Origin of the sequence: Modicisalibacter sp. 'Wilcox' (assembly GCF_010993675.1) — a bacterium.
GTDB classification, from domain to species: domain Bacteria; phylum Pseudomonadota; class Gammaproteobacteria; order Pseudomonadales; family Halomonadaceae; genus Modicisalibacter; species Modicisalibacter tunisiensis.
In genome coordinates this window covers 61,606-84,823 of sequence record NZ_WNXF01000009.1, presented here as the reverse complement: position 1 = coordinate 84,823, position 23,218 = coordinate 61,606, and the positions used below count along the sequence as shown (strand labels likewise).

Here is a 23,218-nt window from a genome sequence, read left to right as displayed (position 1 = left end):
CCACAAGACCATCGACCAGACCTCACGGCGTCGCGTAGTGCACCCGCCCCACCTTGACCGACGGCCCCACGGCCTCGCGCACCCGGGCCTCGCCCGCGTCGCCGAAGCTGGCACTGAGTTCGATGGCGGTGACCCCCTGGTCGGTCAGTTCGCGGGCGAGACGCACCGCCGCGTCCACACTGGACACCGTGGCCAGGCTCAGGCGGTAGTCGCGCCCTCCCTGGCTGGTCAGCGAGGTATTGCCGGGAGACGGCACAAGGATCAGGAAGGCGAGATGCGCGGGACGGGACGACATGGCGGGCTCCGGTGTAACGCTGCGTTACTCAAGCGTAGCGGGTCTGTCCGCCGACGCCATGACGCGGGAGGGGAAAAGCACGGAAAGAGGATCAGGCGCGTCCGTAAGGATCGTCCAGGCGGACGATGTCGTCCTCGCCCAGATAGGTCCCCGACTGGATCTCGATCAACTCGAGCGGGATGACGCCCGGGTTTTCCAGGCAGTGCACCCGGCCCTGGGGAATGTCGATGGACTGGTTCTCGCCGACCAGGAAGCTTTCCTCGCCCAGTGTCACACGGGCCGTGCCGCGCACCACCACCCAATGCTCGGCGCGATGGTGATGCATCTGCAGCGACAGTCGCCGGCCCGGCTTCACGGTCAGCCGCTTGACCTGATAGCGCTCGCCGCTGCCCACCGGTTCATAATGACCCCAGGGACGATGCACAACCCGGTGCTCGACCACCTCGCGACGCCCCTCGGCCTCCAGCGATTCGACGGACGCCTTGAGCAGCCCTGCCGCCTCGCGCGGCGCCACGAGCACCGCATCGGCGGTCTCGACCACGACCAGATCCTCGGCGCCCAGCACGGCCACCAGCCGGTGCTCCGCGCGCACATAACAGCCCCGGCTTTCGTGCAGCATGACATCACCGCATTGCACGTTGCCCGCGTCATCCTTGTCCTGCACCTGCCACAGCGCCGGCCAGCTGCCGATGTCGCTCCACCCCGCCGTCAGGGCCACCACCGCCGCGTGGTCGGTGTGCTCCATGACCGCATAGTCGATGGAGTCGGCCGGCGAGGCGCAAAACGCCGTGTCGTCGATGCGCAGGAAGTCGAGGTCCTGTCGCGCCTTGCCGTGCGCCTCGGTGCAGGCCGTCAGGATGGCCGGCGCCAGCCGCTCGAGCAGCGCCAGGTAATGACCGGCCCGCAGCACGAAGACGCCACTGTTCCACAGATAGTCGCCGCTGCGGCAGAAGGCCTCGGCAGTGGCGGCATCCGGCTTCTCGGTGAAGCGCGCCACCCGCCAGGCCTGGTCGGCCAGGCGCTCGCCGCGCTGGATGTAGCCGTAACCGGTCTCGGCACGCTCGGGCGTCACGCCCAGCGTCACCAGCCATCCCTCCCGCGCCAGCGCCACGGCACGTGCCACGCTGGCCTGAAACGCCGCCGTGTCGGCGATCCAGTGATCCGAGGGCATCACCAGCAGCACGGGGTCCTCCCCGGCCTGCACGGCCTGCAAGGCAGCCAGGGCGATGGCCGGGGCGGTGTTGCGCGCCGCCGGCTCGAGCAGGATGAGTCCCGTCCGCCCCGCCTGGCGCAGCTGCTCGGCCACCAGAAAACGGTGGGCTTCATTGCAGACCACCAGCGGCGCCATCGCCGCCTCCGGCAGGCGCGCCAGGGTCTCGGCGAACAGGGTCTCGCCGGACTTGAGCGACAGGAACGGCTTGGGAACGTGGCGCCGCGACAACGGCCAGAGGCGCGTGCCGCTGCCACCGGCCAGTATCACCGGCAGGACGGGGATATTCATGGATGTGGCCCCTTGGCGGGTCAGGCGGTGCCCGGCAAGTGTCTGCCTCCCGGGTCGCGGCCGGACGCTTGCCGGCTTCAGGGCCCCATGACAGCGCGGATCGGCCGGGGAATCAACTGCCGGTCGGTTCCAGCGCCGCATAGGCGACGATCTCGATACGCATCGCCTCCCGCGCGAATCCCGAGACGATGATCGCCGCGCGATTGGGATACGGCGGCTCGACATACTCCGCATACACCCGGTTGACCGTGGCCAGGTCGTCCCGTTCGGTGACGTAGATGAGCACCTGGGTCAGCGCCGCCATGCCGGCCCCGGCGCAGGCCAGCGTATGGCGCAGGTTGTCGAGGGTCTGGCGCGTCTGGGCCTCGATGCCACCTCCCACCACCTGGCCGTCGGCGCCGATGGGGATCTGGGCGGTGAACAGGATGCCGTTGCCGACGACGGCCCATTCCAGGGGCGCCTTCGAGGCGTAGAGGTCCGTGGCGACCGGTTGAATCATCGGTAGTTTCCCTTTTCTCAGTCGTTGTCGCGGGTGCCGGCCCCGGCGCCCTGACGCGAGGCGTCGGTGGCCTCCACCAGCATGCGCGTGGCCAGCGCCTTGAGGCGCTCCCAGAGCGTGTCGTCCACCTCGATGCCTTCCAGGTACGCCCGGTCGCGGCAGGCCAGCAGGTCCGATTCCTCGTGCCGCGCCAGCAGGTCGTAACGGTAGTTGGAGCGCATGGCCGGCAGCAGGTCGACGTGGTTGGCCATGACCAGGGTGATGCCGTCGTTGGGTTCGTTTTCCTCGGGCACGTCGGCGACGGTATAGATGCGGATCTCCGGTACCGTATGATTGGCCCGAAACCCCACCACCTGCTCGGTCAGCGGCTCGTGGGCATTGCGCCAGAAGGCGGTGACGTTCATGCCGCGTCCCGCCAGCCGGGCCAGATAGCCCATGATCAGCTGGCGGTTGTGGCAATGGCGGATCTTGATCACCGCCAGCCCCCGGGCCCGCGCCTTGGCAAACCCCAGCTCCAGGGCCAGCGACGAGCTGCGCAGCACGCTGCAGCCATGGCCATCCAGCACGGCCAGGTCGCCGTCCTGATACAGCACCGACGGCAGCGCATCCGAGGACTCGGCCAGCAGGTAGTCGAGCCCGCGGCTCAGGGCCGCCAGGCCACCGAGATCCAGGCACTGCATCCAGGCGACCATGTCGGCGGCATCCGCGGCATCGCCCTCCTCGAAGCCCATGCCCAGGAAGGCCTTGCGGCACAGCCCCTGCAGTTCGTTGTGGGATACCTTCATCGTTCGCCTCCAGCGACGTCGCGGCTGCCCTCGCCCTGGCAACCTGCCGGCTCCAGCGGGAAGCTCCAGTCATCGAAGGCCGCCAGGTCGTGCGGCTCGGCATTGAGTTCCTCGACCAGCGGCGCGCCCTGGAACAGGGTGATGCGCACCCAGCGGTCGGACTTGGGATCGAAGCGGCTGGCGCCGAAGAACGACAGCTTGGTGCGCAGCAGGTGCATGGGCTTCATGTCGCGATGCCACAGGTTGGCGCGAATCTCGCCGTAGGGCGTCTGGGCCATGGTCTGGATGCGCCGCACGATCGCCTTGTAGCGCGGCCGGGCGATCAGGAAATCCACCACCAGCGCGCGGGGATTGTCGGCGAGGAAGGCACACAGTGCTTCATGGGCCTCGCTGACCAGCGGCGCGATGGCCAGCGCCAGCTCCTTGTCGGCGCCGGGCTCGACGCCGCGCACGCCCAGTCGGGGCTCCTCCTTCTCCACCGAGCGATACCAGAACCAGTAGCGCGCCTCGGGTGAGGTGAAGTCCTCCGCCAGCGCCCAGCCGAAGTGGGTCTCGATCAGTTGCCGGAGCCGGACCAGCGGCATGTCAGGGGTCAGTTCCAGGCTCTCCTCGGCGCCCATCTCGTCCTCGAGCGGGTCCACGAGCAGCGGATAGAGCTCGATCAGCAGGGTGTTGATCAGCTCCTGGGCCTCCAGCGACAGGCTGCTGGCACTCCAGTCCGCCAGCTGCCGCCACAGGTCGGCTTCCAGCGGCATCTCCTCGAGCCAGGCGATCACCGCCGGCAAGGCCGCCACCGTGGCGGCGTTGCGCGCGCTCTGCTCGGCGTCCTCGGTCAGGGTCTGCGCCAGATGGGTCATGGCCCGACGCGTCAGGGCGATGAGCCGCCGGCGATCCGCCTCCTCCGGCCGCTGGGACAGCGCCAGCGCCAGGGCACGCTCCCGGCAGTACACCCACTGCTGGATCAGCTGCGGGTGATTGATCAGGAACGGCGCCATGCCCAGCCCGGTGGAATTGCCGATGCCCAGATAGCGGCTCAGCTCCCGGGACAGCGGCACCGCCGTCTCCGGTGCCCGGCAACGGGCGATGTGTTCCACCTGGTCGATCGAGAAGTGGCGCAGCAGATAGACCGCCAGCATCTGCGCCGAGAACGGCCGGCGAAAGTCCGGGTTGTCGCGCAGGCGCATGAAGTCGGCGATGCCGAACTTGCCGTTGCCGTAGACCGCCGTGGTCCGATAGAGGTAGCCGACCCGGGTCAGCCACGCCGGGTCCGGCTGCGCCCCGGCCGACAGCGCCTCGACGAACTGGGCGAAGTTGCGCAGGCTGCGATTGGCGCGGGACAGCACCAGCACCCGCGGGTGCTGGCGCCCGGCCTCCTGCAGCGGCACGTTCCTGGCCATCTGCTCGAGCAGTGCCTCGTCGACGTCGCCCTCGACCACGCCGAAGGTCACGTCCCAGGCGTCGGCGATCACCCGATCGGAGCGCCGCGCCGCGTCGAGATACTGCGAGAAGATCACCCCGTGGTAGCGTCCGTGGGGCGTCTGCAGCCGGTAGATCGCGACCCCGTAGCCCTGCGCGTCCAGGTCGAAGCGTACGCGACTGATCTGCCAGCGCTGCCGGGCCATCTGGCGCACCAGGCTGCGCACGAAGCTCAACCGGCTGGCGTGCAGGCTGCCCAGGCGCTCCAGATCCATGACCGTCGCGGCCGGCCGCAGCGCCGGGCTGTCGATCGTCGGATGGCGCAGCTCAGTCATGGCGCGGCTCCCGGGGGCCGTCGATCAACCCCTGCTCGCGGGCCATGGCATAGGCCGCCTTGGGGCCGGTCCACAGCGAGGGCAGCAGCACCAGCGACACCGGGATCGCGGTGATCACGATGAACTGCTGCAGCACGCTGATCTGCCCCGAGCCCATGTACAGCAGGATGGCCGCCATCAGCGCCATGGCGATGCCCCAGAAGGCGCGGATCAGCGGGTTGGGCTCGTCATGCCCGGAGCCCACCACGGCGATCGCGTAGCTCATCGAGTCGCCGGTGGTGGCGACGAAGATGGTGGTCAGCAGCAGGATCGCCATGGCCATCAGCGTGCCCCCGGGCAGTGCCTGGGCCACGGTCAGGGTGGCGACGTCGAACTGGAAGTTGTTGAGCGCCTCGGTGAGGTCGATCGCCCCGGTCAGCTGGTAGTGGATGCCCGAGCCGCCCAGCAGGGTGAACCACACGGTGGTGGCGATCGGCGCCAGCACCGCCACGGCGAGGATCATCTCGCGCACGCTGCGCCCGCGGGAGATGCGCGCCACGAAGATCGCCATCAGCGGGCCGTAGCCGATGAACCAGGCGAAGAAGAACACCGTCCACCACTGCATCCACCAGGCCGGGGCCGTCTCGGCGGTCATCGTCGCCATGCGGAAGAACGACGACAGGTACTCGCCGAAGCCCTGGGTGAAGGCATTGGTCAAAAACAGCGTGGGGCCGAAGACGAAGATCACCGCGGCGATGGCCAGCGCCAGCATCACGTTGAAGCGGCTGAGCAGCTGGATGCCGCGCTCGATGCCGCTCACCGCCGAGGTCACGTAGATCGCCCCCAGCGCCGCGAGGATCACCAGCTGGGTGCCGTAGCCCTGCGACCAGCCCAGCAGCTCGTGCAGGCCGAAGCTCACCTGGGTGGCCAGGAAGCCGATCGGCCCCACGGTGCCGGCGACCACCGCGATCACGCACAGCGCGTCCACCACGCCGCCGAAGGCGCCGCGCATCACCCGCTCGCCGAACACCGGATAGAGCAGGGTGCGCGGCTGCAGCGGCTGGCCCTTGACGTAGTGGGCATGGGCCAGCACCACCGCGGTCAGCGTCCCCAGCACCGCCCAGGCGAGAAAGCCCCAGTGCATGAAGGCCTGGGCCAGCGCGCCGGGCACCGCCGCGGCGGTACCCGCCTCGGTGTCGAAGGCCGGCGGGGTGACCACGAAGTGGTAGACCGGCTCGCCGGCGGCGAAGAACACCCCGCCGCCGGCGAGCAGCGTGCAGAGGATGATCGACAGCCACTTGAAGGTGCTCATCTCGGGGACGGCGAGATCGCCGATGCGCGCCTTGGCGGCGGGAGTGGCCGCCAGGCCGATGGCGATGAAGAAGGTCAGCAGCAGCAACAGCTGGAAGTAGGCGCCGAGGGTGCGGGCCGTCCAGGCGAAGCCGGCGCCGATGGCGCCGGCGACCATGTCGACATCGATCAGCGACAGGATGCAGAAGACCAGGATGAACCCGACGGTGAGACTCAGGACCAGCGGGTCCCCCCAGCGGGCGCCGGCCGTGGAGGCCGGCGCGGTGGAGAGCTTGGCGTCAGACATGACATACCCCGTTGTGGTTTGTTGGAAGGGGATGATGCTTCGGGACACTCGGATTCGGGACTCTCAGCGCGGCGTGGCCGCCCGCTCCAGCACGTCCACCCAGTTGCGCCCCATGATGCGCGCCACGGCGTCATCGTCGAAGCCGCGCCGGCGCAGTCCCTCGACCAGCCGCGGGAAGTCGCGGTTGTCGCGCAGCCACGGCAGCGGTCGCGGCCAGCCGGCGTTGGCCTGGCTGCCCTCGCCGTAGTCCATGGTCTTCGACCAGCGGCCGTTGCGCATCCACTCGAGCACCGAGGTCGGCTGCGCCTGGCACAGATCGGTGCCGATGCCGACGTGCTCGATGCCCATCAGGTCGACGGTGCGGGCCACCATGTCGCAGAACATTTCCAGGGTGCAGTCGGCGCCGTCCTTGAGATGAAAGGGGTAGACCGAGAAGCCGAGCAGCCCGCCCGACTCGGCGATCGCCGACAGCACCCGGTCCGACTTGTTGCGCTTGGCGGGATAAAAGCTGCTGGGATTGGCGTGCGAGATGATCACCGGGCGCTCGGAGAGCTCGACCGCTTCCAGGGTCGAGCGCTCGGCGCTGTGCGACATGTCGATCACCATGCCGACGCGGTTCATCTCGTGGATCACCTGGCGCCCGAAGCGGGTGATGCCGCTGTCCTCGGCCTCATAGCAGCCGCAGGCCAGCAGGCTCTGGTTATTGTAGGTGAGCTGCATGATCAGCAGCCCCAGGTCGCGCATCACCGCGACCATGTCGATGTCGTCCTCGATCGGCGAGCAGTTCTGCGCGCCCAGCAGGATGCCCACCTTGCCGGCCTCGCGAGCGCGCTGGATATCGGCGGGCTCGCGCACCGGCATGATCAGGTCATGATGCGCCTCGAAACGCCGGTTCCACTCGCCGAAGCGCGACAGCGTATCGCGCGTGGTCTCGTGGTACGCCAGGGTGGCGTGGACGGCATCGACGCCGCCCTCGTGCATCTGCTCGAAGATCTCGCGCGACCAGTTGGAATACTGCAGGCCGTCGACGATCAGCATCTCTTGAGACATGACGCGCTCTCCTCGGGCCTTGGCTCAGTGGGCCTTGACATAGCAGGTCTTGACCACGGTGTAGAACTCGCGGGCATAGCGCCCCTGCTCGCGCGGGCCGAAGCTGGAGTCCTTGCGACCGCCGAACGGCACGTGATAGTCGGTGCCCGCGGTGGCCAGGTTGACCATCACGCAGCCGGTCTCGGCGCGCGCCTTGAAGTCGCTGGCCAGACGCAGCGAGTCGGTGATGATGCCGGCGGTCAGCCCGTAGCGGGTGTCGTTGAGGGTGGCGAGCGCCTCCTCGTAGTCGCGGACCTTGATCACGCAGGCGATCGGCCCGAACACCTCCTCGCGGTTGATCGCCATGTCGTTGCGGGTATCGACGAACAGCGTCGGCGCCAGGTAGTAGCCGTCGGTCTCGGCGCTCAGGCGTTCGCCGCCGAAGGCCAGCGTCGCGCCGTCCGCCTTGCCCCGCTCGATCCAGGCCAGGTTGGACTCGAGCTGGCGGGCATCCACCACCGGGCCGATCTGGGTGTTCGCGTCCAGCGCATGGCCGACCCGCGCCTCGCGCAGGCGGGCGACCAGCTTCTCGACGAAGGCATCGTGCACCGCCTCGGTGACGATCAGCCGCGACGACGCCGTGCACTTCTGGCCGGTGCCGGAATAGGCCCCGGCGAACGCCGCCTCGACGGCCAGGTCCAGGTCGGCATCGTCGGCGACGATCAGGGCGTTCTTGGAGCCCATCTCGAGCTGGCACTTGACCAGGTTGCCGGCGGTCGCCGCGGCGACCCGGCGCCCCACCTCCAGCGAGCCGGTGAAGCTCACCGCATCCACCTCGGGGCTGGCGATCAGCGCGTCGCCGACGCTCGAGCCGCTGCCCATCAGCAGGTTGAAGGTGCCCGCCGGCAGCGCCTGGCGGCTGATGATCTCGGTCAGCGCCCAGGCGCTGGCCGGCACCAGGTTGGCCGGCTTGAAGATCACGGCATTGCCGAACGCCAGCGCCGGGGCGATCTTCCACACCGCGGTGGCCATGGGGAAGTTCCACGGGCTGATGATGCCCACCACGCCGACCGGCTCGCGCCGGGTGTCGATCTCGATGCCCGGGCGCACGGAGGCCACCCGCTCGTCGATCTGGCGCAGCACCTCGGCGGCGTAGTAGTGGAAGAACTGGCCGGAGCGGTAGACCTCGCCCGCGCCCTCGGCCAGCGGCTTGCCCTCCTCGCGGGACAGCAGGCGGCCCAGCTCGTCCTTGCGCGCGATCAGCTCGTCGCCGATCGCCATCAGTATCCGGTAGCGGGTCTCGAGCTCGCTGGCGGCCCACGCGCGGGCACCGCGCCGGGCGGCCTGGATCGTCTGGCCCACCTGCTCGACGCTCGCCTGGGCGAACTCGCCGATCACGTCCGAGGTATCGGAAGGGCTGGTGTTGGTCAGGCGCGTGGCGCCCTCGACCCAGGCACCATCGATGTAGAGGGAATGAACGTCCGACATGGTCACCTCCTGGAAAACATGCCGTCAGCCTAGGCGAGCCATTTGGATAAAGATAATCAATAATAAAGATAAAATGGTAAAATAATCTTATCATCAGGAAGGGCAACCTGCCCGGAGATTCCCATGCTCCCCGAGCTCAAGATCCAGCCCCTGCGCTATGTGGTGGCCGTCGTCGACGAGGGCGGCTTTCATGCCGCGGCCCGCCGGCTTCACCGCAGTCAGCCGGCGCTGTCGATGGCCATCAAGGAACTCGAGCAGCGCCTCGGTGCGCCGCTGTTCGAGAAGGCCGGCAAGTCACGGCTCACCCCGTTCGGTGCCTACTGTGTGCCCCGCTTCCGCGAGCTTCTGACCCAGCACGACCGCCTGAGCCGCGACATCGTCAGCCGGGTCGAGCGCCGCGCCGGTCACGTCGACATCGCCGCCGTGCCCTCGGTGGCCAGCCGCCTGATGCCCGCCCTGCTCGCCGACTTCGCCGCCGCTCACCCCGGCCTGCACATCAGCCTGCACGACGGCAACGCCGATTTCGTTCGCGAACTGGTCAGCCGCGGCGAGGTGGACCTGGCACTGACCAGCCTGTGGCAGCACGACGACCGCCTGTCGTTCGCGCCGCTGATGCACGACGCCGTGGGCGTGGTCTGCCGCGACGATCACCGCCTTGCCGGGCGCGAGACCCTGAGCTGGCAGGAGCTGCAGGGCGAACGCCTGATCCGCAACGGCACCTCGCGCCTGCTCGAGGGCACCGAGGCCGCGCCACTGCTCGAACAGAGCGCCTTCTTCATTTCCAACATGATCTCCCTGACCGCCATGCTCGACGCCGGCATCGGCGTGACCACCCTGCCCCGGCTCGCCTTCCCGGAGGAGCACCAGCACCTGTGCTTCATCCCGCTGAGCGAGCCCCGCGTCGAGCGCGAGATCGGCCTGCTCCAGCCCGCCCGGCGCAGCCTGTCGCCAGCGGCGCAGGCCATGGCCGAGCTGATTTTCGAGAGATTGTTAAAATCTTGACTGATCGCGCATCCAAGGCAGGACAACCAGTCCACCCACTCCTGGCATCACGCCGCGGGCTCTTCGTGTCGACGTGCCGTCAAGTCCACGCCCAACGCACGCATCACCGCAAGCATGGTTTTCAGAGTTGGATTGCCTTGCTCACTGAATGAACGATAAAGCTGCTCACGGGAGAGGCCGGTTTCACGGGCTAATTCCGTCATGCCCTTGGCACGGGCCACTACGCCCATGGCCTTCGCGACGTAAGCGGAATCACCGGTTTCCAGCGCATCGGCGAGAAACACGGCAATGGCTTCTTCACTCTCCAGGGCCGCTGCTGGATCGTAGTCGTAAATCTTGTCGCTCATGACGCCTCCCACTCTGCTGCCAGACGCTGCGCGGTGGCGACATCTCCCTGCTGGGTGCTTTTATCGCCGCCGCACAGGAGGAGGATAATCTCGTCGCCACGCTGCTTGAAGTAGACACGATACCCAGGACCATGGTGAATACGTAGCTCGCTAACACCTTGACCCACGGGCTTCACGTCGCCCGCCAACCCATTGGCCAACCGAAAGACACGGGCCGCGATCAGTGCCTTGGCACGCTGATCACGAAGCTTGCGCTCCCACTTTCGGTAGACATCCGTCTGTTTGATCTCAAGCATGACCAAATAGTAGTTTTTAAACGACAAAAGCGCAAGACAATGCGCCCAGACGCTGACATGCCGCGATCACACCGCCCAGCGTTCACACAGCTCGCAGGTATGCCGCTGTCAAAGGCCATCGATATAGTCCTGCCCAATGTGATATCAGAACGGAAACACCCAGGGCGTCAGCACCAGCACCGCGACGGAATAGGTCAGACTGACCGGCAACCCGATGCGCAGGAAATCCTTGAGGCTATAGCGCCCGGGAGAGTAGACCATCAAGTGGGTCTGATAACCGTAAGGGATGAGAAAGCAGGCACTGGCCCCGTAGGCGACCACCATGATGAACGGCATGGGATCGGCGCCGAAGGCCTGCGCGGTGGACCAGGCCACCGGAAACGCCAGCGCGGCGGCGGCATTGTTGGTTACCGTCTCGGTAAGCACCAAGGCCAGCAAATAACAGCCGACAAGGGCCGCATAGGGGCCATGGCCATCGAAAACAGCCTGCATCCCCTGCGCCATCAAGCCGGCGGCGCCCGAGTGTTCCAGCGCCTGGGCGATCGCCAGCGCCGAGCCGATGATCAACCACAACTCGAACGGAAAACGCCGCCGCAGCTCCGCGGGGCTGAGTACACTCCCCACGAGCAGCGCCCCCAGCAACAGGAGAAGCCCCTGGAAAAGCGACAACACTCCCCACGTCGCCAGGGCGATCACCGTCGCGAAGCCGGCCAGGGTCAGGCCACTCTCGAGGCGGTTGAGTCGTGGCCGCGTGAGGCTGCCACTGAGCAAATGAAAGTTGCGGTCGAGGTTGCGATGCTGGCGGAAGTCGTTACCCACCGCCATCAGCAGGCAATCGCCGACACGCAGGGGAATCTTGCCCAACTGCCCCTCCAGCCGCTTTCCACCCCGACGAATCCCCACCACCCCGGCATTGAACATGCTGCGGAAATCGACCTCCTGCAGCGTGCGACCCGCCAATTCGGACTCGTGGGAAATCACTACCTCCACGAGATTGGTCGCCAGCAGATCGTCCGCCTGATGGCCGAACAGCCGCAACCCGGGAAAGCGCTGCAACGCCTGCACCTTGCCGACCTCCCCCGTGAATACCAGCGTATCGCCGGCCTGGAGCACCTCTTCGGGACCTACCGGGCTGATCAGGCGCCCATGGCGCTCGATCTCCAGCAGATATAACCCTTCGAGACTGCGCAGCCCGTTGGCCTCGATGCTACGACCGACCATCTCGGAGCCCGGGTGAAGGTCGGCCGCCAGAAAGTAGGAGAGCGCATCGGCGGCCGCCTCGGGCTGATGGTGCGGCAACCGCCGTGACTGCCACAGCAGTACAAGGAAGGTTATCAAGGCCACCGGCAACCCGACCCAGCTGAACTGGAACATGCTCAGCTCGAACCCGGCCGTGCTCATCGCGAAGGAGCTCACCACGAGGTTGGTGGAGGTACCGACCAGGGTCGTCATTCCGCCCAGGATCGATGCATAGGACAACGGAATCAGCAGCCTCGAGGGGGCGATCTGGCGCTGGCGCGAAATCGCTCCCAGAAAGGTGGCCACTACCGCCGTATTGTTGAGAAAGGCTGAGAGTACCGCGCTGGTACCCATAACCTTGAACGTCGCCCGTCCCGGATGGCCATCGACCAGACGATTCGACACCCGCTCCAGCAAGGGTGAACGCTCCAGCGCCAACGACACCAGCAACAGCAGCAACAAGGTGGCCAGGGCCGGGTTGGTGTATTGGCGCAACAATGTGGCCGTGTCCACCAGCCCCATCAGCAGGTAGGCCACGGCCAGGCTCACGAAGCCCACCGCCGGACGCACACGCCCGGAAATCAGTAACACCAGCAGACCGGCCAGAGACAGCAAAACCACCCACGTCGTCATCAGGGCATCCTTGATGGCTGAAATCACGCTTGAGCGATTCTACGTAGGCTTTTATGATTAGTCGAACAAGGCGAACTTTAAATTTGCTTATTTTCCATATTTTTTGTTTATTTTCAGATAGTTAAAAACCATATTGACCACTAAACATTTATCGCCCGAAATCATCAGCGAACGCCGCCTCCAGGCCGTGCGCCTGCGGCTCGACGGTATGACCGTCGCCGAGACGGCACGCCGTACCGGGCTTTCGCCGCCCACCGTGTCCGCCGCCTGGAAAGCCTTCCGGGAAGGCGGCTGGGAGGCCGTCCCGGTGCGCCCCCGCGGGCGGCCCACCGGCCAGGGAGCCACGCTCGGCGACGCGCAACACCGGCACCTGGAGCAGCGGCTCGGCGAGTGGCCGGCCGGCAATCAGCCGGGCTGGAGCGCGCGCACTCTGGCGCAGTCGTTGAGTGCTGGGGCAACGGGCGACACCTCGCCGGGCGTCGCTTCGCCGGGCGACGTATCACCGCGTGCCGTCGAGCACTGGTTGGCCCAGCAGGATCTCAAGCCGGCACCGCTGGCTCTGGCCGGCTTCGAGCGTCGGCGTTCCGCGGCGGGACGCTGGTATCGCCAGCAGGTGCTGCCGGCCGTCGGCCACCGGAATGGGCACGTATGGCAGGCGGGTGCACGAGTCAGCGCCGGGACACAGCACCACCCTCGGCGTTACCAACTCTTCGTCCACGGCAAGCGGGACACGCTATATACCCGCTGTTTCACGGCGCCGCCCCGTGCCGACGATTATCTGCAGCTCTTTACTCGCTTGCTGGGCGAAGGCTGCAATGCGCTGCTCTTTCGCGGCGCCGACCTCACGGCAAGCCCGGAGATTCAAGCCTGGCTGCGCAAGCACCCGGACTTTCTGCTCATCTTCGCCCCGCCCGATGTATTGCCTGTCGCTTCGGCAGACAAGCGGCGTGGCGCCTCTTCACACTCACGCCCCATGGAACGCCAATGACGACGCTCACTCACCTGCAACGGCTCGAGGCCGAGAGCATTCAGATCATGCGCGAGGTGGTCGCCGAGACCGAAAACCCCGTGATGCTCTACTCCGTCGGCAAGGACAGTGCCGTGATGCTGCACCTGGCGCGCAAGGCCTTCGCGCCGGCACCGCCGCCCTTCCCGCTACTGCACGTGGATACCCGCTGGAAGTTCCGCGCCATGTACGAGTTCCGCGACCAGATGGCCAAGGAAACCGGCATGGAACTGCTGGTCCACATCAACCCGGAAGGCGTCGAGAAGAACATCAACCCCTTCACGCATGGCTCGGCGATCCACACCGACGTGATGAAGACCGAAGGGCTCAAGCAGGCACTCGACCAGCACGACTTCGATGCCGCCTTCGGCGGCGCCCGGCGCGACGAGGAGAAATCCCGCGCGAAGGAGCGCGTCTTCTCCTTCCGTACCGCCCAGCACCGCTGGGACCCGAAGAATCAACGCCCGGAACTGTGGAAGCTCTACAACACCCGCAAGCACAAGCGTGAATCGATCCGGGTCTTCCCGCTCTCCAACTGGACCGAGCTGGATATCTGGCAGTACATCTACCTGCAGGACATCCCCATCGTGCCGCTCTACTACGCTGCCGAACGCCCGGTGGTCGAGCGCGACGGCGCCCTGATCATGGTCGACGACGAGCGCATGCCGCTGGAGCCCGGCGAAGTGCCGATGATGCGCAAGGTGCGCTTCCGCACCCTGGGTTGCTACCCGCTGACCGGCGCCATCGAGTCCGAGGCCGACACCCTGCCGGCCATCATTCAGGAAATGCTGCTGACCCGCACCTCAGAGCGTCAGGGTCGCGTGATCGACCACGACAGCGCCGCCTCGATGGAGAAGAAGAAGGTCGAAGGGTACTTCTAGGCTGCGGGCTGCGGGCTGCGGGCTGCGGGCTGCGGGCTGCGGGCTGCGGGCTGCGGGCTGCGGGCTGCGGGCTGCGGGCAACAGGAGAGTCTATGCGATATGAACAGATGGAAGTCTGGCAACGCAGCAAGCAGCTGAGCGCTGCGGTCTACCGCGAGCTCAAGGAGCTACGTGATTTTGGCTTCAAGGATCAGATCACGCGTTCGGCACTGTCGATTCCCAGCAATATCGCCGAAGGCTTCGAGCGTTACAGCGAGCGAGAAAAATTTCGCTTTGCCTCCATTGCCAAGGGCTCCTGCGGCGAGTTCGCGACCCAGACACTGATCGGTATCGAAGTCGGCTACATCCCTGAGCCAGTGGGCCAGCACTGGCGCAGCGAAGCCATGGTGATTTCTCGAATGCTCGGTTCGCTGCTCAAGGCTCTTGCTGCACGACCACGGAACTAGCCATCAAACATGCAGGGTGGGCTCGAAGCGCGATGCCCGGAGCTCGCAGCGCTCGTGCTCTACCACCCCGGGGAGAAAAACTGTGTCACACGCATCACCGATGATATCGGAAAACATCGAGAGCTACCTGAAAGAGCACGAGCATAAAGGCCTGCTACGCTTCATCACCTGCGGCAGCGTGGATGACGGCAAGAGCACGCTGATCGGCCGGCTGCTGTTCGAGTCCAAGCTGTTGTTCGAGGACCAGCTGGCCGCCATCGAGGCGGACTCGAAGAAGTACGGCACCCAGGGCAGCGAGATGGACTTCGCCCTGCTGGTCGACGGCCTGGCCGCCGAGCGCGAACAGGGCATCACCATCGACGTGGCATACCGTTTCTTCTCCACCGACAAGCGCAAGTTCATCGTCGCCGACACCCCGGGGCACGAGCAGTACACGCGCAACATGGTCACCGGCGCCTCCACCGCCGATGCCGCCATCCTGATGGTCGACGCCCGCTACGGCATCCTGACCCAGACCCGCCGCCACAGCTTCCTGATGTCGCTGATCGGCATCCGCCACCTCGTGGTGGCCATCAACAAGATGGACCTGGTGGACTACGCCCGGGAGCGCTTCGAGGCCATCGTCGAGGAATACCGTGAGTTCGCCCGGCAGCTGGGCCTGACCGACATCACCTTCATCCCCATGTCGGCGCTCAAGGGCGACAACGTCATCGAACACGGCCATCACATGCCGTGGTATCACGGCCCGACCCTGATGGCCTATCTGGAAACCGTCGCGGTCGACGACCAGCGCCACCAGCAGGCGCCGTTCCGCCTGCCGGTCCAGTGGGTCAACCGCCCCGACCTGGACTTCCGCGGCTTTGCCGGCCACATCGCCAGCGGCCGCGTGCGCCCCGGCGATGCCATCCGCGTGCAGCCCTCCGGCAAGGCCAGCACGGTCTCGCGCATCTACACCTTCGACGGCGATCTGGACGAGGCCGTGGCCGGCCAGTCCGTCACCCTGCTGCTCGACGACGAGATCGACATCTCGCGCGGCGACGTGATTTCCGGCGCGGACTCGCCGGCCCAGACCGCCGACCAGTTCGAGACCACGCTGGTCTGGATGCACGAGCAGCCGCTGCTGCCCGGGCGCCCCTATCAGATGAAGCTCGGCACCCAGACCGTCACGGCGACCGTGAGCGACATCAAGTACCAGATCAACGTCAACACCCTGGAACACGCGGCCGCCAAGCAGCTGGAGCTCAACGGCATCGCCGTCTGCACCCTGAGCCTGTCGCGCCCGGTGGCCTTCGACCCCTACCGGGAGGTACCGGATACCGGCGGCTTCATCCTCATCGACCGCATGACCCACAACACCGTCGGTGCCGGCATGCTGCACTTCGCCCTGCGGCGCAGCCAGAACATTCACCGCCAGCCGGTGGATGTCGACAAGCCGGCCCGGGCGCTGGCCAAGGGCCAGAAGCCGGCCGTGCTGTGGTTCACCGGGCTCTCGGGGGCCGGCAAGTCGACCATCGCCAACCTCGTCGAGAAGAAACTTCATGCCGGCGGCCGGCACACCTACCTGCTGGACGGCGACAACGTGCGCCACGGCCTCAACCGCGATCTGGGCTTCACCAATGCCGACCGGGTGGAGAACATCCGTCGTGTCGGCGAAGTCGCCCGGCTGATGGTGGACGCCGGACTGATCGTGCTGACGGCCTTCATCTCACCCTTCCGCAGCGAGCGCCAGATGGCGAGCGACCTGGTCGAGGCCGACGAGTTCCTCGAGATCTTCATCGACACGCCGCTGGACGTCGCCGAGGACCGCGATCCCAAGGGGCTGTACAGGAAGGCCCGGCGCGGCGAGCTGAAGAACTTCACCGGCATCGACTCCGCCTACGAGGCCCCGGAGGCGCCCGACCTGCACATCCGCACCACCGAGATGAGCAGCGACGAGGCCGCCGAGACCATCATCGAACTGCTGCGCGAGCGGCGGCTGATCGACTGAAGCGGCGAGCCACGAGCTTCGGGCCACGAGCCGCTTGGTGGCCGAAGCCCGAAGCCCGAAGCCCGAAGCCCGAAGCCCGAAGCCCGAAGCCCGAAGCCCGAAGCCCGAAGCCCAGAGGATACCCTGACCGATGGATCTTGCCGATCTGCTGAACCACGCCGAACGCATCGCCCTCGATGCCGGCCGCGCCATCATGGCCGTCTACGCCCGCGGATTCACCGTCGAGGAGAAGGACGACCAGAGCCCGCTGACCGAAGCCGACCAGGCCGCCCACGACCTCATCGTCGCCGGCCTCGAGGCCCTGCCCGATGACATTCCCGTGCTGTCCGAGGAGGACGTCGAGGGCTTTCCCGGCAGCGATTCCCGGGGGCGCTACTGGCTGGTGGACCCGCTGGACGGCACCAGGGAGTTCATCAAGCGCAACGGCGAGTTTACCGTCAACATCGCGCTGATCGAGCAGGGCCGTCCGGTGCTCGGCGTGGTCGTCGCCCCCGCGCTTGGTGTCAGCTACCTGGCCGCCGAGGGCGTCGGTGCCGTCAAGGTGGGCGAGGATGGTAAGCGCCGCGCCATTCGCGTGTCGGACACCCCGGCATCGGGCACGCCGTGGCGGGTGGTGGGCAGCCGCTCGCACCCGAGCGCCGAGACGGCCGCCTGGCTGGACGCGCTCGGCCCCCACGAGCTGGTGACGATGGGCAGCTCGCTGAAGCTCTGTCTGGTCGCCGAAGGGGCCGCCGACGTCTACCCGCGGCTGGGGCCCACCTGCCTGTGGGACACCGGCGCCGCCCAGGCGGTGGTCGAGCAGGCCGGCGGCCGCGTGGAAACCCTGCAGGGCGAACCGCTGAGCTATGCCACCCCCGGCGAGACGCGTAACCCCCACTTCATCGTGTGGGGCAACCGGGAATGACGCGCCCGGTTGTGGGGCCGGAGGCGTTCACGCTACCCTTTCGACCCCGGCATTCCCGGTGCCGCCATCTCGAGCATCGTCATTCATGACCTCGGCAGGCCCTCGACCATGACGCTTCCCCGCGACGCCGGAAGGCGCGTTCTCATCATCGTGCGCCGGCTCAACATGGGCGGCATCCAGAAGGCCTCGCTGAGCCTGGCCAGCGGCCTGCTGGCCGGCGGCCACGAGGTTCACCTGCTGGTGCTCAAGGGCACCCCGGAGCTGACGGTGCCCGACGGCGTGCACCTGCACTGCGTCGACTTCGAGCGGGCCTCGCGGCGCACCCCGGCCGGCCTGGCCCGGCACCTGGCCTCGCGGGTGCTGCTCAAGCCGCTGCTGCCGGGTTCGGGGTTCGTGTGGACGGGGCGCACGGTCAGCCGCGGCTTCCGGCGCCACCTGGCCGAGCTGGAGGCCACGCACGGCGCCTTCGACCTGATCGTCATCCGCGGCCAGGGCGCCTTCGAGCTGCTCTGGGACGTTCGCGACCCGCGCTGCTGGCAGGTGGTGGAAGGCCCGGTCTCCGGCCCCGGGAAAAGCCCGCTGGCCGGCTGGCTGTATCGCAAGCTCTACGCGGGCAAGCGTGTGATCAGCGTCTCCGAGGGCATCGGCGCCGTGCTCGACGCCACGCTCGCGCGCCACGGGGTCGCCCCGGCTCAGCGGCGGACCCTCACCAACCCCGTGCCGCTGGGACGCATCCGCGAACTGGCGCAGGCGCCGTTGCCGGACGCACCGCCGACCCCCTACCTGATCCACGTCGGCCGGCTGTCCTCGGTCAAGAACCAGGCGCTGCTGCTCCGGGCGTTCGCCGCGGCCGACCTGCCGCTGTCGCTGGTCATCATCGGCGACGGCGACCGGCGTCAGTCATTGACCCGGCTTTGCGAGACCCTCGGCATCGCCGAACGCGTGCATTTTCTCGGCCAGCAGACCAACCCCTACCCGTGGGTCGCCCGGGCGCAGGCCTTCGTGCTCAGCTCGCGCATGGAGGGGCTGGGGCTGGTGCTGATCGAGGCGCTGGCGCTGGGCACGCAGTGCGTCGCCACCGATGTGCCGGGCGGCATCCGCGAGGTGCTGACCGGCGAGCAGGCCCGGCTGATCGCCGAGCCCAGCGTCGAGGGGCTGGCCGAGAAGCTGCGCGAGGCGTGGACGCACCCGGTGACGGTGGACCCGGCCTGGGCGGAACGCTTCGACGAGCCCCGGGTCGCCGAGGCCTTTCTCGGCCTGCTCGGCGATGCCCGCCTCGAGAATCCCGCCGACGACGGCCCTACCCATGCGCCGGCGTGACGACGTCTACCCGTTCGAGGCCGACCGCCGCGTCGAGATCAGCCTGGCGGCCGACGGCAGCCTGACGCTGCCGGCCGGGCTCCCCGATGCCCCCGCCGAATGGAGCTGGCTGCTGGAGGTCGACTACCGGCCGCGCCGGGGCCTGCGCCAGCCCCGGGTGACGCTCGCTTCCCCGGCGGGTCAGGCGGTCACGCATTACCTGGAGCGCAAGGTCGCGGGGCGCCGCTGGCTGAACCTGACCGGCATCACGACCTGGGACGCGCTGCGCGTGATCGCCGCCCACTGCCGACTCGGCGAGCGGGCCGTGCTGCACGGCTTCGCCAAGCCCGATTTGACCCGTGGCCCGGTGCTGTTCGTCGCACCGCATCCGGACGACGCCGAACTCGCCGGCTACGGCCTCTATCGCCGCCTGGCCGCCCACACCTGGATCGTCACCCTCAGCGCCGGCGAGACCCTGAAACGCCTCGATCGGCAGTACATCGCCGGGCTGGACGCGTCGCTGGCCGCGGCTCGCCGGCGCAAGGGTCGGATCCGCGCCTGGAACAGCGCCACCACCCCGCAGCTGGCCGGCATTCCCCAGGAACGCCTGATCATGCTGGGCTACTTCAACGACACACTCGACTCCCTGGCCGATCCCGGACGCGCGGCAGTCCCGTCGAATGAGGACACGCTGTCGCCGCGGGCCTTCCGGCACTGGAACCGACTGGCCCTGCCCAGCGACGCCGACGCCACCAACCACGGCGACCACCTGCTGGCCGACCTCGCCTTCCTGGTCGAGCACATCCGGCCTGCCACGGTGGTCGTGACCCACCCGGAAATCGACCCCCACCGGGACCACATCGCAGCGGCCCAGGGCATTGCCCGGGCGCTGCAGCAAACCGGCCACACCCCGCAACGGATACTGCTCTACGCCAACCACCTGCGCGGCCTCAAGGGCTTTCCCCCGGGGCCGGCGCACGCCGGCGCCACGCTGTGGCCTCACGCCGGCGCGCACTCGGCCCTCGGTCGCTGGCGCTTTCACGGCGAGGTACTCTCGCCGGAAATCCAGCGCGAAAAGGCCCTGAGCCTGGATACCATGCACGACCTGCGTGGCAGCCCGGGACTCATGAAACGCTTGAAACGCCGGTGGCGGGAAACCCTCGCCGGCACGCACGGCCCCCGCTACGGCGGACACGACTACTTCCGCAGCCATGTCCGCGCGCAGGAGGTCTTCATCGAGGTGTCCGGAGAGGCGTTCGTGGCCGGGCTTCAGGCGCCGCGAGGACCGTAGCGCCAGCGCCAGTAGTGGGTCACCAGGCCCCCGACGACCAGGTTGTGCACATAGACGCCGGTCCAGAAGGAGTCATAGGACTCGAACTGGTTGACGATCACCCAGTAGACGAAGAAAGCCGCGCCGAACAGCGCGACATCGCCCGGCATGGCGCCACCGCGCCAGGCCTGCCAGGTACCGCGACCGATCCACGCCGCCAGGGCGGCAATCGCGGCGACACCCAGCAGGCCATAGGCCACCCAGACTTCCAGGAAGAAATTGTGCAGGTGGCCGAAGTCGGCCTTGACGAAGTCCGGCAGCCACGGCGTGTGATCGATCACCAGGCTGCGCCCCTCGCCACCCCAGCCGACCAGCGGACGCTCGGCGATCCACTGCAGGGCGGCCACCCAGCTGTGAATGCGGATGCCGATGCTGGTGTAGGGGACCTGCTCAAGGTGGCCCTGCATCAGCTGCGTGATCACCCCGGACTCGGTGGTGACCCGCGCGGCCAGGGTATCGCCGAACAGCACGACGGCCAGGCCGACCAGCAGCACGCCGGCGCCCAGGGTCAGCAGCAACGGCCGGCGCAGGGAGCGGCCGGCCCCGTAACGGCGCACCACCGCCAGGGCCACCAGCCCCGCCAGCGGCAGCGACACGGCCAGCGCCAGCCAGATGGCACGGGTCTGGCCGATGGCGATGCCGGTCAGGCACATCGCCAGCACCAGCCCCCACAGCCCGATCCGCCAGGCCACCCAGACCTCCCGCGGGCGCATCACGCGGCGCGCGAAGACCACCCAGCCCAGCAGCGCCACGCCGAACAGCATGGAACCGTGCTGATTGTTGCGGATGCCGAAGCCGATGCGCTGGCCGTGCAGGCCGTGCCACCACTCCTGCGGGCCGCCGAGCACCAGCGTGGCGACCAGAAAGCCCGCCAGCGCCAGCGCCCAGAGCCGCAGCGTGTTGCGCGTGCTGCCGCCGAGCCACCAGGCCACGGCGATGAAGATGAACAGCTTGGCCAGCCGATCCACCTCCGGATTGCGCGTCACCCACTGCGGGTGATGGAAATAGCCCAGCGTCCAGGACAGCACCTGCACGCCGATCGCGGCCAGCAGCAGCCACAGTGCCGCGGAGCGGCGCATGGCACCGCCATAAGTCAAGACGGCGATCAACCCCAGCGCCGCGGTCAGCGTGCCGGCATCGCCGCCCACGTCGCTCCACAGCACGCCCAGGCCCGCGTACAACACCAGCGCGAGACAGCCGGCGATCCATAATCCGCGCGGGCAGCGCCAGGCCGTCGGGGCTTCCCAGCCCGGATATCGATTCATCAGTGGTAGCAACCGGTAGGAAACATTCATGCGGCAGGGGCCGCGCTCCGGCCAGGCTACCCACGAGGCGGCCCGGCCTGTTCAGGCACCTCAGTGCTTCTGCGGCAGCTCCGACTTCAGCGCATTGGCATAGGCAGTACGAGCCGTCTGGGCGATCGCCAGCTGCTGTTGCAGACGGGCAATCTCCTGGTCGGTCACGCGCAGGTTGACCACCTGGTTGCGCGCATTCTCGGACAGGTCGGCCAGGTTGTAGTCGGCACCGTCGATGGTGATAGTCTGATCTTGCGTATCCGCCATGCCGTGATTGCTCCTCATGGACAAATTGAAAAACGGAAATAAAAGTCGCCCGGAGATGATAAGCGCTCTCGAGGCGAAAATCGAAGGGGCCCCAGGACGGGGGGCATCAGGCCAGCGTGCCGTCATCGTTCACGACCGTGCGCACGGCGGTGAGTGTCGTTACCCCCTCCCCAAAACTGCCGCCCACCGGGTGGGTCACATCGAGATAGAACGACTCGTCGGGCTCGGGGACCGAGTCGCCGATCACCTCGACGGCAATGGCGGCCTGATCCTCTCCCGGGTACAGCGTGAGCGTGTCGGCCACCGGCAGATAATCCTCGAAGGCGTGGGCCGTGCCATCGCGGGTGGCGTAATCGACACTGACCGCCAGGGCGGGATCATCCCGCTGGCCGTGAAACTCGACCAGGAAGTAGGCCAGCGTGGTTCCCGAGTCGCCCTCGACGACCGAGCGTGCCACCTCGGCCGGCGTGGACGGCGCCAGGTCATCGGCAGCCCGCAAGGTTTGATCGATCCAGCCCTGGTAGTGGCTGACCCGCTGCCAGGCCGCCAGCTCGCCGAAACTGCTGTCCAGCGTCGCGTCGACATCGGGGTGAACGCCCGGCTTGCTCAGGCTTGCCGTGTACGTGGCCACTCCCGCCACCTTGCCGTCGATGAATGCCGGCCCGCCGCTGTCGCCCGGCGCAATCAGGCCTTCCGCATCTCCCAGGCCGGTGTCGGGCAATCCCGCCAAACGCCCCAGCGCATCGTGCAGCTCACTGCCATCATCGAAGTCGGCGATCAACTGCGCCCCCGGCGCCGGCGACCAGGAAAGCGTGCCGTCCAGGGCTGCACCGAGATCCTCGCCGAGCACATCCACCCGGTTGGCCGCCCAGTGACGTGAGGGAGCGACACTGCCGCTCGCCACATGGCCATCCTGTCCGTCGCCGGGCAGACCGTAACCCACCAGCGATACCGGCTGACCCACCTCATCGGTCTCGCGGTAGAGGCCATAGCGCTCCACGGTGACCGGTGCCGGGGTTTCCAGCCACAACAGCGCCAGATCCCCATTGGCGTTAGCAGCATCATGGTTCGGATAGATGGCCTTCTCGACCACGGGTATCGATACCCGGCCGGCCACGGTATCCAGATTCACACTCAGCGCGCCCTGGGCATCCTCGATCACATGCGCCGCCGTCAGCACGGCGCGCCCGCCCTGCAGCAACGTGCCCGAGCCGTAATGGCCGCCTGCCATCACCTGCGCCACGCCGTCATAGCCCTCGCCGGGCATGACACGATAACGATCCGTCGTACGTGTCGTCGTGACCACTCACGTCTCTCCTTGGCGTATCCTGCCGGTAACTGCCACCAGCGCCACACCGTTGC

At 67.5% G+C, this 23,218-nt stretch carries 22 protein-coding genes; 8 read left to right on the top strand and 14 right to left on the bottom strand.

The genetic code is table 11. From position 1 onward, the window contains the following. Window positions 1-22: 22 nt before the first annotated feature. The 8 genes from G7A98_RS10030 to G7A98_RS09995 form a co-directional block, all read right to left on the bottom strand. Entirely contained in the window at window positions 23-295 is a 273-nt protein-coding gene (locus G7A98_RS10030; RefSeq protein WP_163649525.1) for a DUF6506 family protein, read from the bottom strand. A 91-nt stretch (window positions 296-386) separates the two neighbouring features. After that, a complete protein-coding gene (locus G7A98_RS10025; RefSeq protein ID WP_163649524.1) occupies window positions 387-1,796 on the bottom strand; it encodes a mannose-1-phosphate guanylyltransferase/mannose-6-phosphate isomerase in 1,410 nt (469 codons plus the stop codon). A 112-nt stretch (window positions 1,797-1,908) separates the two neighbouring features. Continuing rightward, window positions 1,909-2,295 carry a RidA family protein gene (locus tag G7A98_RS10020; RefSeq protein ID WP_163649523.1) on the bottom strand — a complete coding sequence of 129 codons (387 nt, stop codon included), beginning with the start codon at window positions 2,293-2,295 and terminating at the stop codon, window positions 1,909-1,911. Between the two features lie 17 nt (window positions 2,296-2,312). Beyond that, window positions 2,313-3,080 (bottom strand): DUF3726 domain-containing protein, encoded by a 768-nt coding sequence (locus tag G7A98_RS10015; protein WP_163649522.1) that lies wholly within the window; start codon window positions 3,078-3,080, stop codon window positions 2,313-2,315. Beyond that, on the bottom strand, window positions 3,077-4,831 hold the full coding sequence (locus G7A98_RS10010) for a hypothetical protein (protein ID WP_163649521.1): 1,755 nt from the start codon (window positions 4,829-4,831) through the stop codon (window positions 3,077-3,079). The genes G7A98_RS10015 and G7A98_RS10010 overlap by 4 nt, the downstream gene beginning before the upstream one ends. Continuing rightward, on the bottom strand, window positions 4,824-6,407 hold the full coding sequence (locus G7A98_RS10005) for a BCCT family transporter (RefSeq protein WP_163649520.1): 1,584 nt from the start codon (window positions 6,405-6,407) through the stop codon (window positions 4,824-4,826). The genes G7A98_RS10010 and G7A98_RS10005 overlap by 8 nt, the downstream gene beginning before the upstream one ends. 63 nt (window positions 6,408-6,470) lie before the next feature. After that, window positions 6,471-7,457, bottom strand: a complete 987-nt coding sequence (locus tag G7A98_RS10000; RefSeq protein ID WP_205596252.1) for a dipeptidase — start codon at window positions 7,455-7,457, stop codon at window positions 6,471-6,473. A gap of 24 nt (window positions 7,458-7,481) precedes the next feature. Then, window positions 7,482-8,924, bottom strand: a complete 1,443-nt coding sequence (locus G7A98_RS09995) for an aldehyde dehydrogenase family protein (protein ID WP_163649519.1) — start codon at window positions 8,922-8,924, stop codon at window positions 7,482-7,484. 123 nt (window positions 8,925-9,047) lie between these two features. On the opposite strand from G7A98_RS09995, the gene G7A98_RS09990 reads away from it, so the two are divergent. Further along, entirely contained in the window at window positions 9,048-9,926 is an 879-nt protein-coding gene (locus tag G7A98_RS09990) for a LysR family transcriptional regulator (protein WP_163649518.1), read from the top strand. Between the two features lie 47 nt (window positions 9,927-9,973). Here the strand turns inward: G7A98_RS09990 and G7A98_RS09985 are convergent, their stop codons facing one another. The 3 genes from G7A98_RS09985 to G7A98_RS09975 all read right to left on the bottom strand — a co-directional run bounded on the left by G7A98_RS09985 (window position 9,974) and on the right by G7A98_RS09975 (window position 12,441). Further along, the gene (locus tag G7A98_RS09985; RefSeq protein WP_163649517.1) at window positions 9,974-10,273 is read right to left on the bottom strand and encodes an addiction module antidote protein; all 300 of its coding nucleotides are present in this window, start codon (window positions 10,271-10,273) and stop codon (window positions 9,974-9,976) included. After that, window positions 10,270-10,569 carry a type II toxin-antitoxin system RelE/ParE family toxin gene (locus tag G7A98_RS09980; protein WP_163649516.1) on the bottom strand — a complete coding sequence of 100 codons (300 nt, stop codon included), beginning with the start codon at window positions 10,567-10,569 and terminating at the stop codon, window positions 10,270-10,272. The genes G7A98_RS09985 and G7A98_RS09980 overlap by 4 nt, the downstream gene beginning before the upstream one ends. 144 nt (window positions 10,570-10,713) lie before the next feature. Further along, window positions 10,714-12,441 carry an SLC13 family permease gene (locus G7A98_RS09975; protein WP_163649515.1) on the bottom strand — a complete coding sequence of 576 codons (1,728 nt, stop codon included), beginning with the start codon at window positions 12,439-12,441 and terminating at the stop codon, window positions 10,714-10,716. Window positions 12,442-12,574: 133 nt separating this feature from the next. Between G7A98_RS09975 and G7A98_RS09970 the strand changes: the two genes are divergently transcribed. The 7 genes from G7A98_RS09970 (at window position 12,575) to G7A98_RS09940 (ending at window position 20,255) form a co-directional block, all read left to right on the top strand. Next, window positions 12,575-13,429 (top strand): helix-turn-helix domain-containing protein, encoded by an 855-nt coding sequence (locus G7A98_RS09970; RefSeq protein WP_163649514.1) that lies wholly within the window; start codon window positions 12,575-12,577, stop codon window positions 13,427-13,429. Beyond that, window positions 13,426-14,328, top strand: a complete 903-nt coding sequence (cysD, locus tag G7A98_RS09965; protein WP_163649513.1) for a sulfate adenylyltransferase subunit CysD — start codon at window positions 13,426-13,428, stop codon at window positions 14,326-14,328. The genes G7A98_RS09970 and cysD overlap by 4 nt, the downstream gene beginning before the upstream one ends. Window positions 14,329-14,420: 92 nt before the next feature. Continuing rightward, on the top strand, window positions 14,421-14,774 hold the full coding sequence (locus tag G7A98_RS09960; protein WP_163649512.1) for a four helix bundle protein: 354 nt from the start codon (window positions 14,421-14,423) through the stop codon (window positions 14,772-14,774). A gap of 82 nt (window positions 14,775-14,856) precedes the next feature. Further along, window positions 14,857-16,761, top strand: coding sequence for a sulfate adenylyltransferase subunit CysN (gene cysN / locus G7A98_RS09955; RefSeq protein ID WP_276207493.1), 1,905 nt, complete (start codon window positions 14,857-14,859; stop codon window positions 16,759-16,761). A 130-nt stretch (window positions 16,762-16,891) separates the two neighbouring features. Continuing rightward, window positions 16,892-17,665, top strand: a complete 774-nt coding sequence (cysQ, locus tag G7A98_RS09950) for a 3'(2'),5'-bisphosphate nucleotidase CysQ (protein ID WP_163649510.1) — start codon at window positions 16,892-16,894, stop codon at window positions 17,663-17,665. A gap of 108 nt (window positions 17,666-17,773) precedes the next feature. Continuing rightward, window positions 17,774-18,985 (top strand): glycosyltransferase, encoded by a 1,212-nt coding sequence (locus G7A98_RS09945; RefSeq protein WP_163649509.1) that lies wholly within the window; start codon window positions 17,774-17,776, stop codon window positions 18,983-18,985. Then, window positions 18,972-20,255 (top strand): PIG-L family deacetylase, encoded by a 1,284-nt coding sequence (locus G7A98_RS09940; RefSeq protein ID WP_163649508.1) that lies wholly within the window; start codon window positions 18,972-18,974, stop codon window positions 20,253-20,255. The genes G7A98_RS09945 and G7A98_RS09940 overlap by 14 nt, the downstream gene beginning before the upstream one ends. Here G7A98_RS09940 and G7A98_RS09935 read toward each other — a convergent pair. From G7A98_RS09935 to G7A98_RS09925, 3 genes are all read right to left on the bottom strand, one after another. Next, on the bottom strand, window positions 20,234-21,559 hold the full coding sequence (locus G7A98_RS09935; RefSeq protein ID WP_163649507.1) for an O-antigen ligase family protein: 1,326 nt from the start codon (window positions 21,557-21,559) through the stop codon (window positions 20,234-20,236). The genes G7A98_RS09940 and G7A98_RS09935 overlap by 22 nt on opposite strands. Window positions 21,560-21,649: 90 nt before the next feature. Then, window positions 21,650-21,856 carry a DUF6447 family protein gene (locus G7A98_RS09930; RefSeq protein WP_163649506.1) on the bottom strand — a complete coding sequence of 69 codons (207 nt, stop codon included), beginning with the start codon at window positions 21,854-21,856 and terminating at the stop codon, window positions 21,650-21,652. Between the two features lie 106 nt (window positions 21,857-21,962). After that, window positions 21,963-23,162 carry a Calx-beta domain-containing protein gene (locus tag G7A98_RS09925; protein WP_205596251.1) on the bottom strand — a complete coding sequence of 400 codons (1,200 nt, stop codon included), beginning with the start codon at window positions 23,160-23,162 and terminating at the stop codon, window positions 21,963-21,965. Window positions 23,163-23,218: the final 56 nt, after the last annotated feature.

What these genes read in the sequence shown, in the direction of transcription:
- G7A98_RS10005 (WP_163649520.1), bottom strand. Translation starts at nt 6,407, where the DNA reads ATGTCTGACGCCAAGCTCTCCACCGCGCCGGCCTCCACGGCCGGCGCC.
- cysD (WP_163649513.1), top strand. Translation starts at nt 13,426, where the DNA reads ATGACGACGCTCACTCACCTGCAACGGCTCGAGGCCGAGAGCATTCAG.
- G7A98_RS09985 (WP_163649517.1), bottom strand. Translation starts at nt 10,273, where the DNA reads ATGAGCGACAAGATTTACGACTACGATCCAGCAGCGGCCCTGGAGAGT.
- G7A98_RS10020 (WP_163649523.1), bottom strand. Translation starts at nt 2,295, where the DNA reads ATGATTCAACCGGTCGCCACGGACCTCTACGCCTCGAAGGCGCCCCTG.
- G7A98_RS09990 (WP_163649518.1), top strand. Translation starts at nt 9,048, where the DNA reads ATGCTCCCCGAGCTCAAGATCCAGCCCCTGCGCTATGTGGTGGCCGTC.
- G7A98_RS09930 (WP_163649506.1), bottom strand. Translation starts at nt 21,856, where the DNA reads ATGGCGGATACGCAAGATCAGACTATCACCATCGACGGTGCCGACTAC.
- cysQ (WP_163649510.1), top strand. Translation starts at nt 16,892, where the DNA reads ATGGATCTTGCCGATCTGCTGAACCACGCCGAACGCATCGCCCTCGAT.
- G7A98_RS09940 (WP_163649508.1), top strand. Translation starts at nt 18,972, where the DNA reads ATGCGCCGGCGTGACGACGTCTACCCGTTCGAGGCCGACCGCCGCGTC.
- G7A98_RS10015 (WP_163649522.1), bottom strand. Translation starts at nt 3,080, where the DNA reads ATGAAGGTATCCCACAACGAACTGCAGGGGCTGTGCCGCAAGGCCTTC.
- G7A98_RS10000 (WP_205596252.1), bottom strand. Translation starts at nt 7,457, where the DNA reads ATGTCTCAAGAGATGCTGATCGTCGACGGCCTGCAGTATTCCAACTGG.
- G7A98_RS10010 (WP_163649521.1), bottom strand. Translation starts at nt 4,831, where the DNA reads ATGACTGAGCTGCGCCATCCGACGATCGACAGCCCGGCGCTGCGGCCG.
- G7A98_RS10025 (WP_163649524.1), bottom strand. Translation starts at nt 1,796, where the DNA reads ATGAATATCCCCGTCCTGCCGGTGATACTGGCCGGTGGCAGCGGCACG.
- G7A98_RS09960 (WP_163649512.1), top strand. Translation starts at nt 14,421, where the DNA reads ATGCGATATGAACAGATGGAAGTCTGGCAACGCAGCAAGCAGCTGAGC.
- G7A98_RS09975 (WP_163649515.1), bottom strand. Translation starts at nt 12,441, where the DNA reads ATGACGACGTGGGTGGTTTTGCTGTCTCTGGCCGGTCTGCTGGTGTTA.
- G7A98_RS09980 (WP_163649516.1), bottom strand. Translation starts at nt 10,569, where the DNA reads ATGCTTGAGATCAAACAGACGGATGTCTACCGAAAGTGGGAGCGCAAG.
- G7A98_RS09935 (WP_163649507.1), bottom strand. Translation starts at nt 21,559, where the DNA reads ATGAATCGATATCCGGGCTGGGAAGCCCCGACGGCCTGGCGCTGCCCG.
- G7A98_RS09945 (WP_163649509.1), top strand. Translation starts at nt 17,774, where the DNA reads ATGACGCTTCCCCGCGACGCCGGAAGGCGCGTTCTCATCATCGTGCGC.
- G7A98_RS09995 (WP_163649519.1), bottom strand. Translation starts at nt 8,924, where the DNA reads ATGTCGGACGTTCATTCCCTCTACATCGATGGTGCCTGGGTCGAGGGC.
- G7A98_RS10030 (WP_163649525.1), bottom strand. Translation starts at nt 295, where the DNA reads ATGTCGTCCCGTCCCGCGCATCTCGCCTTCCTGATCCTTGTGCCGTCT.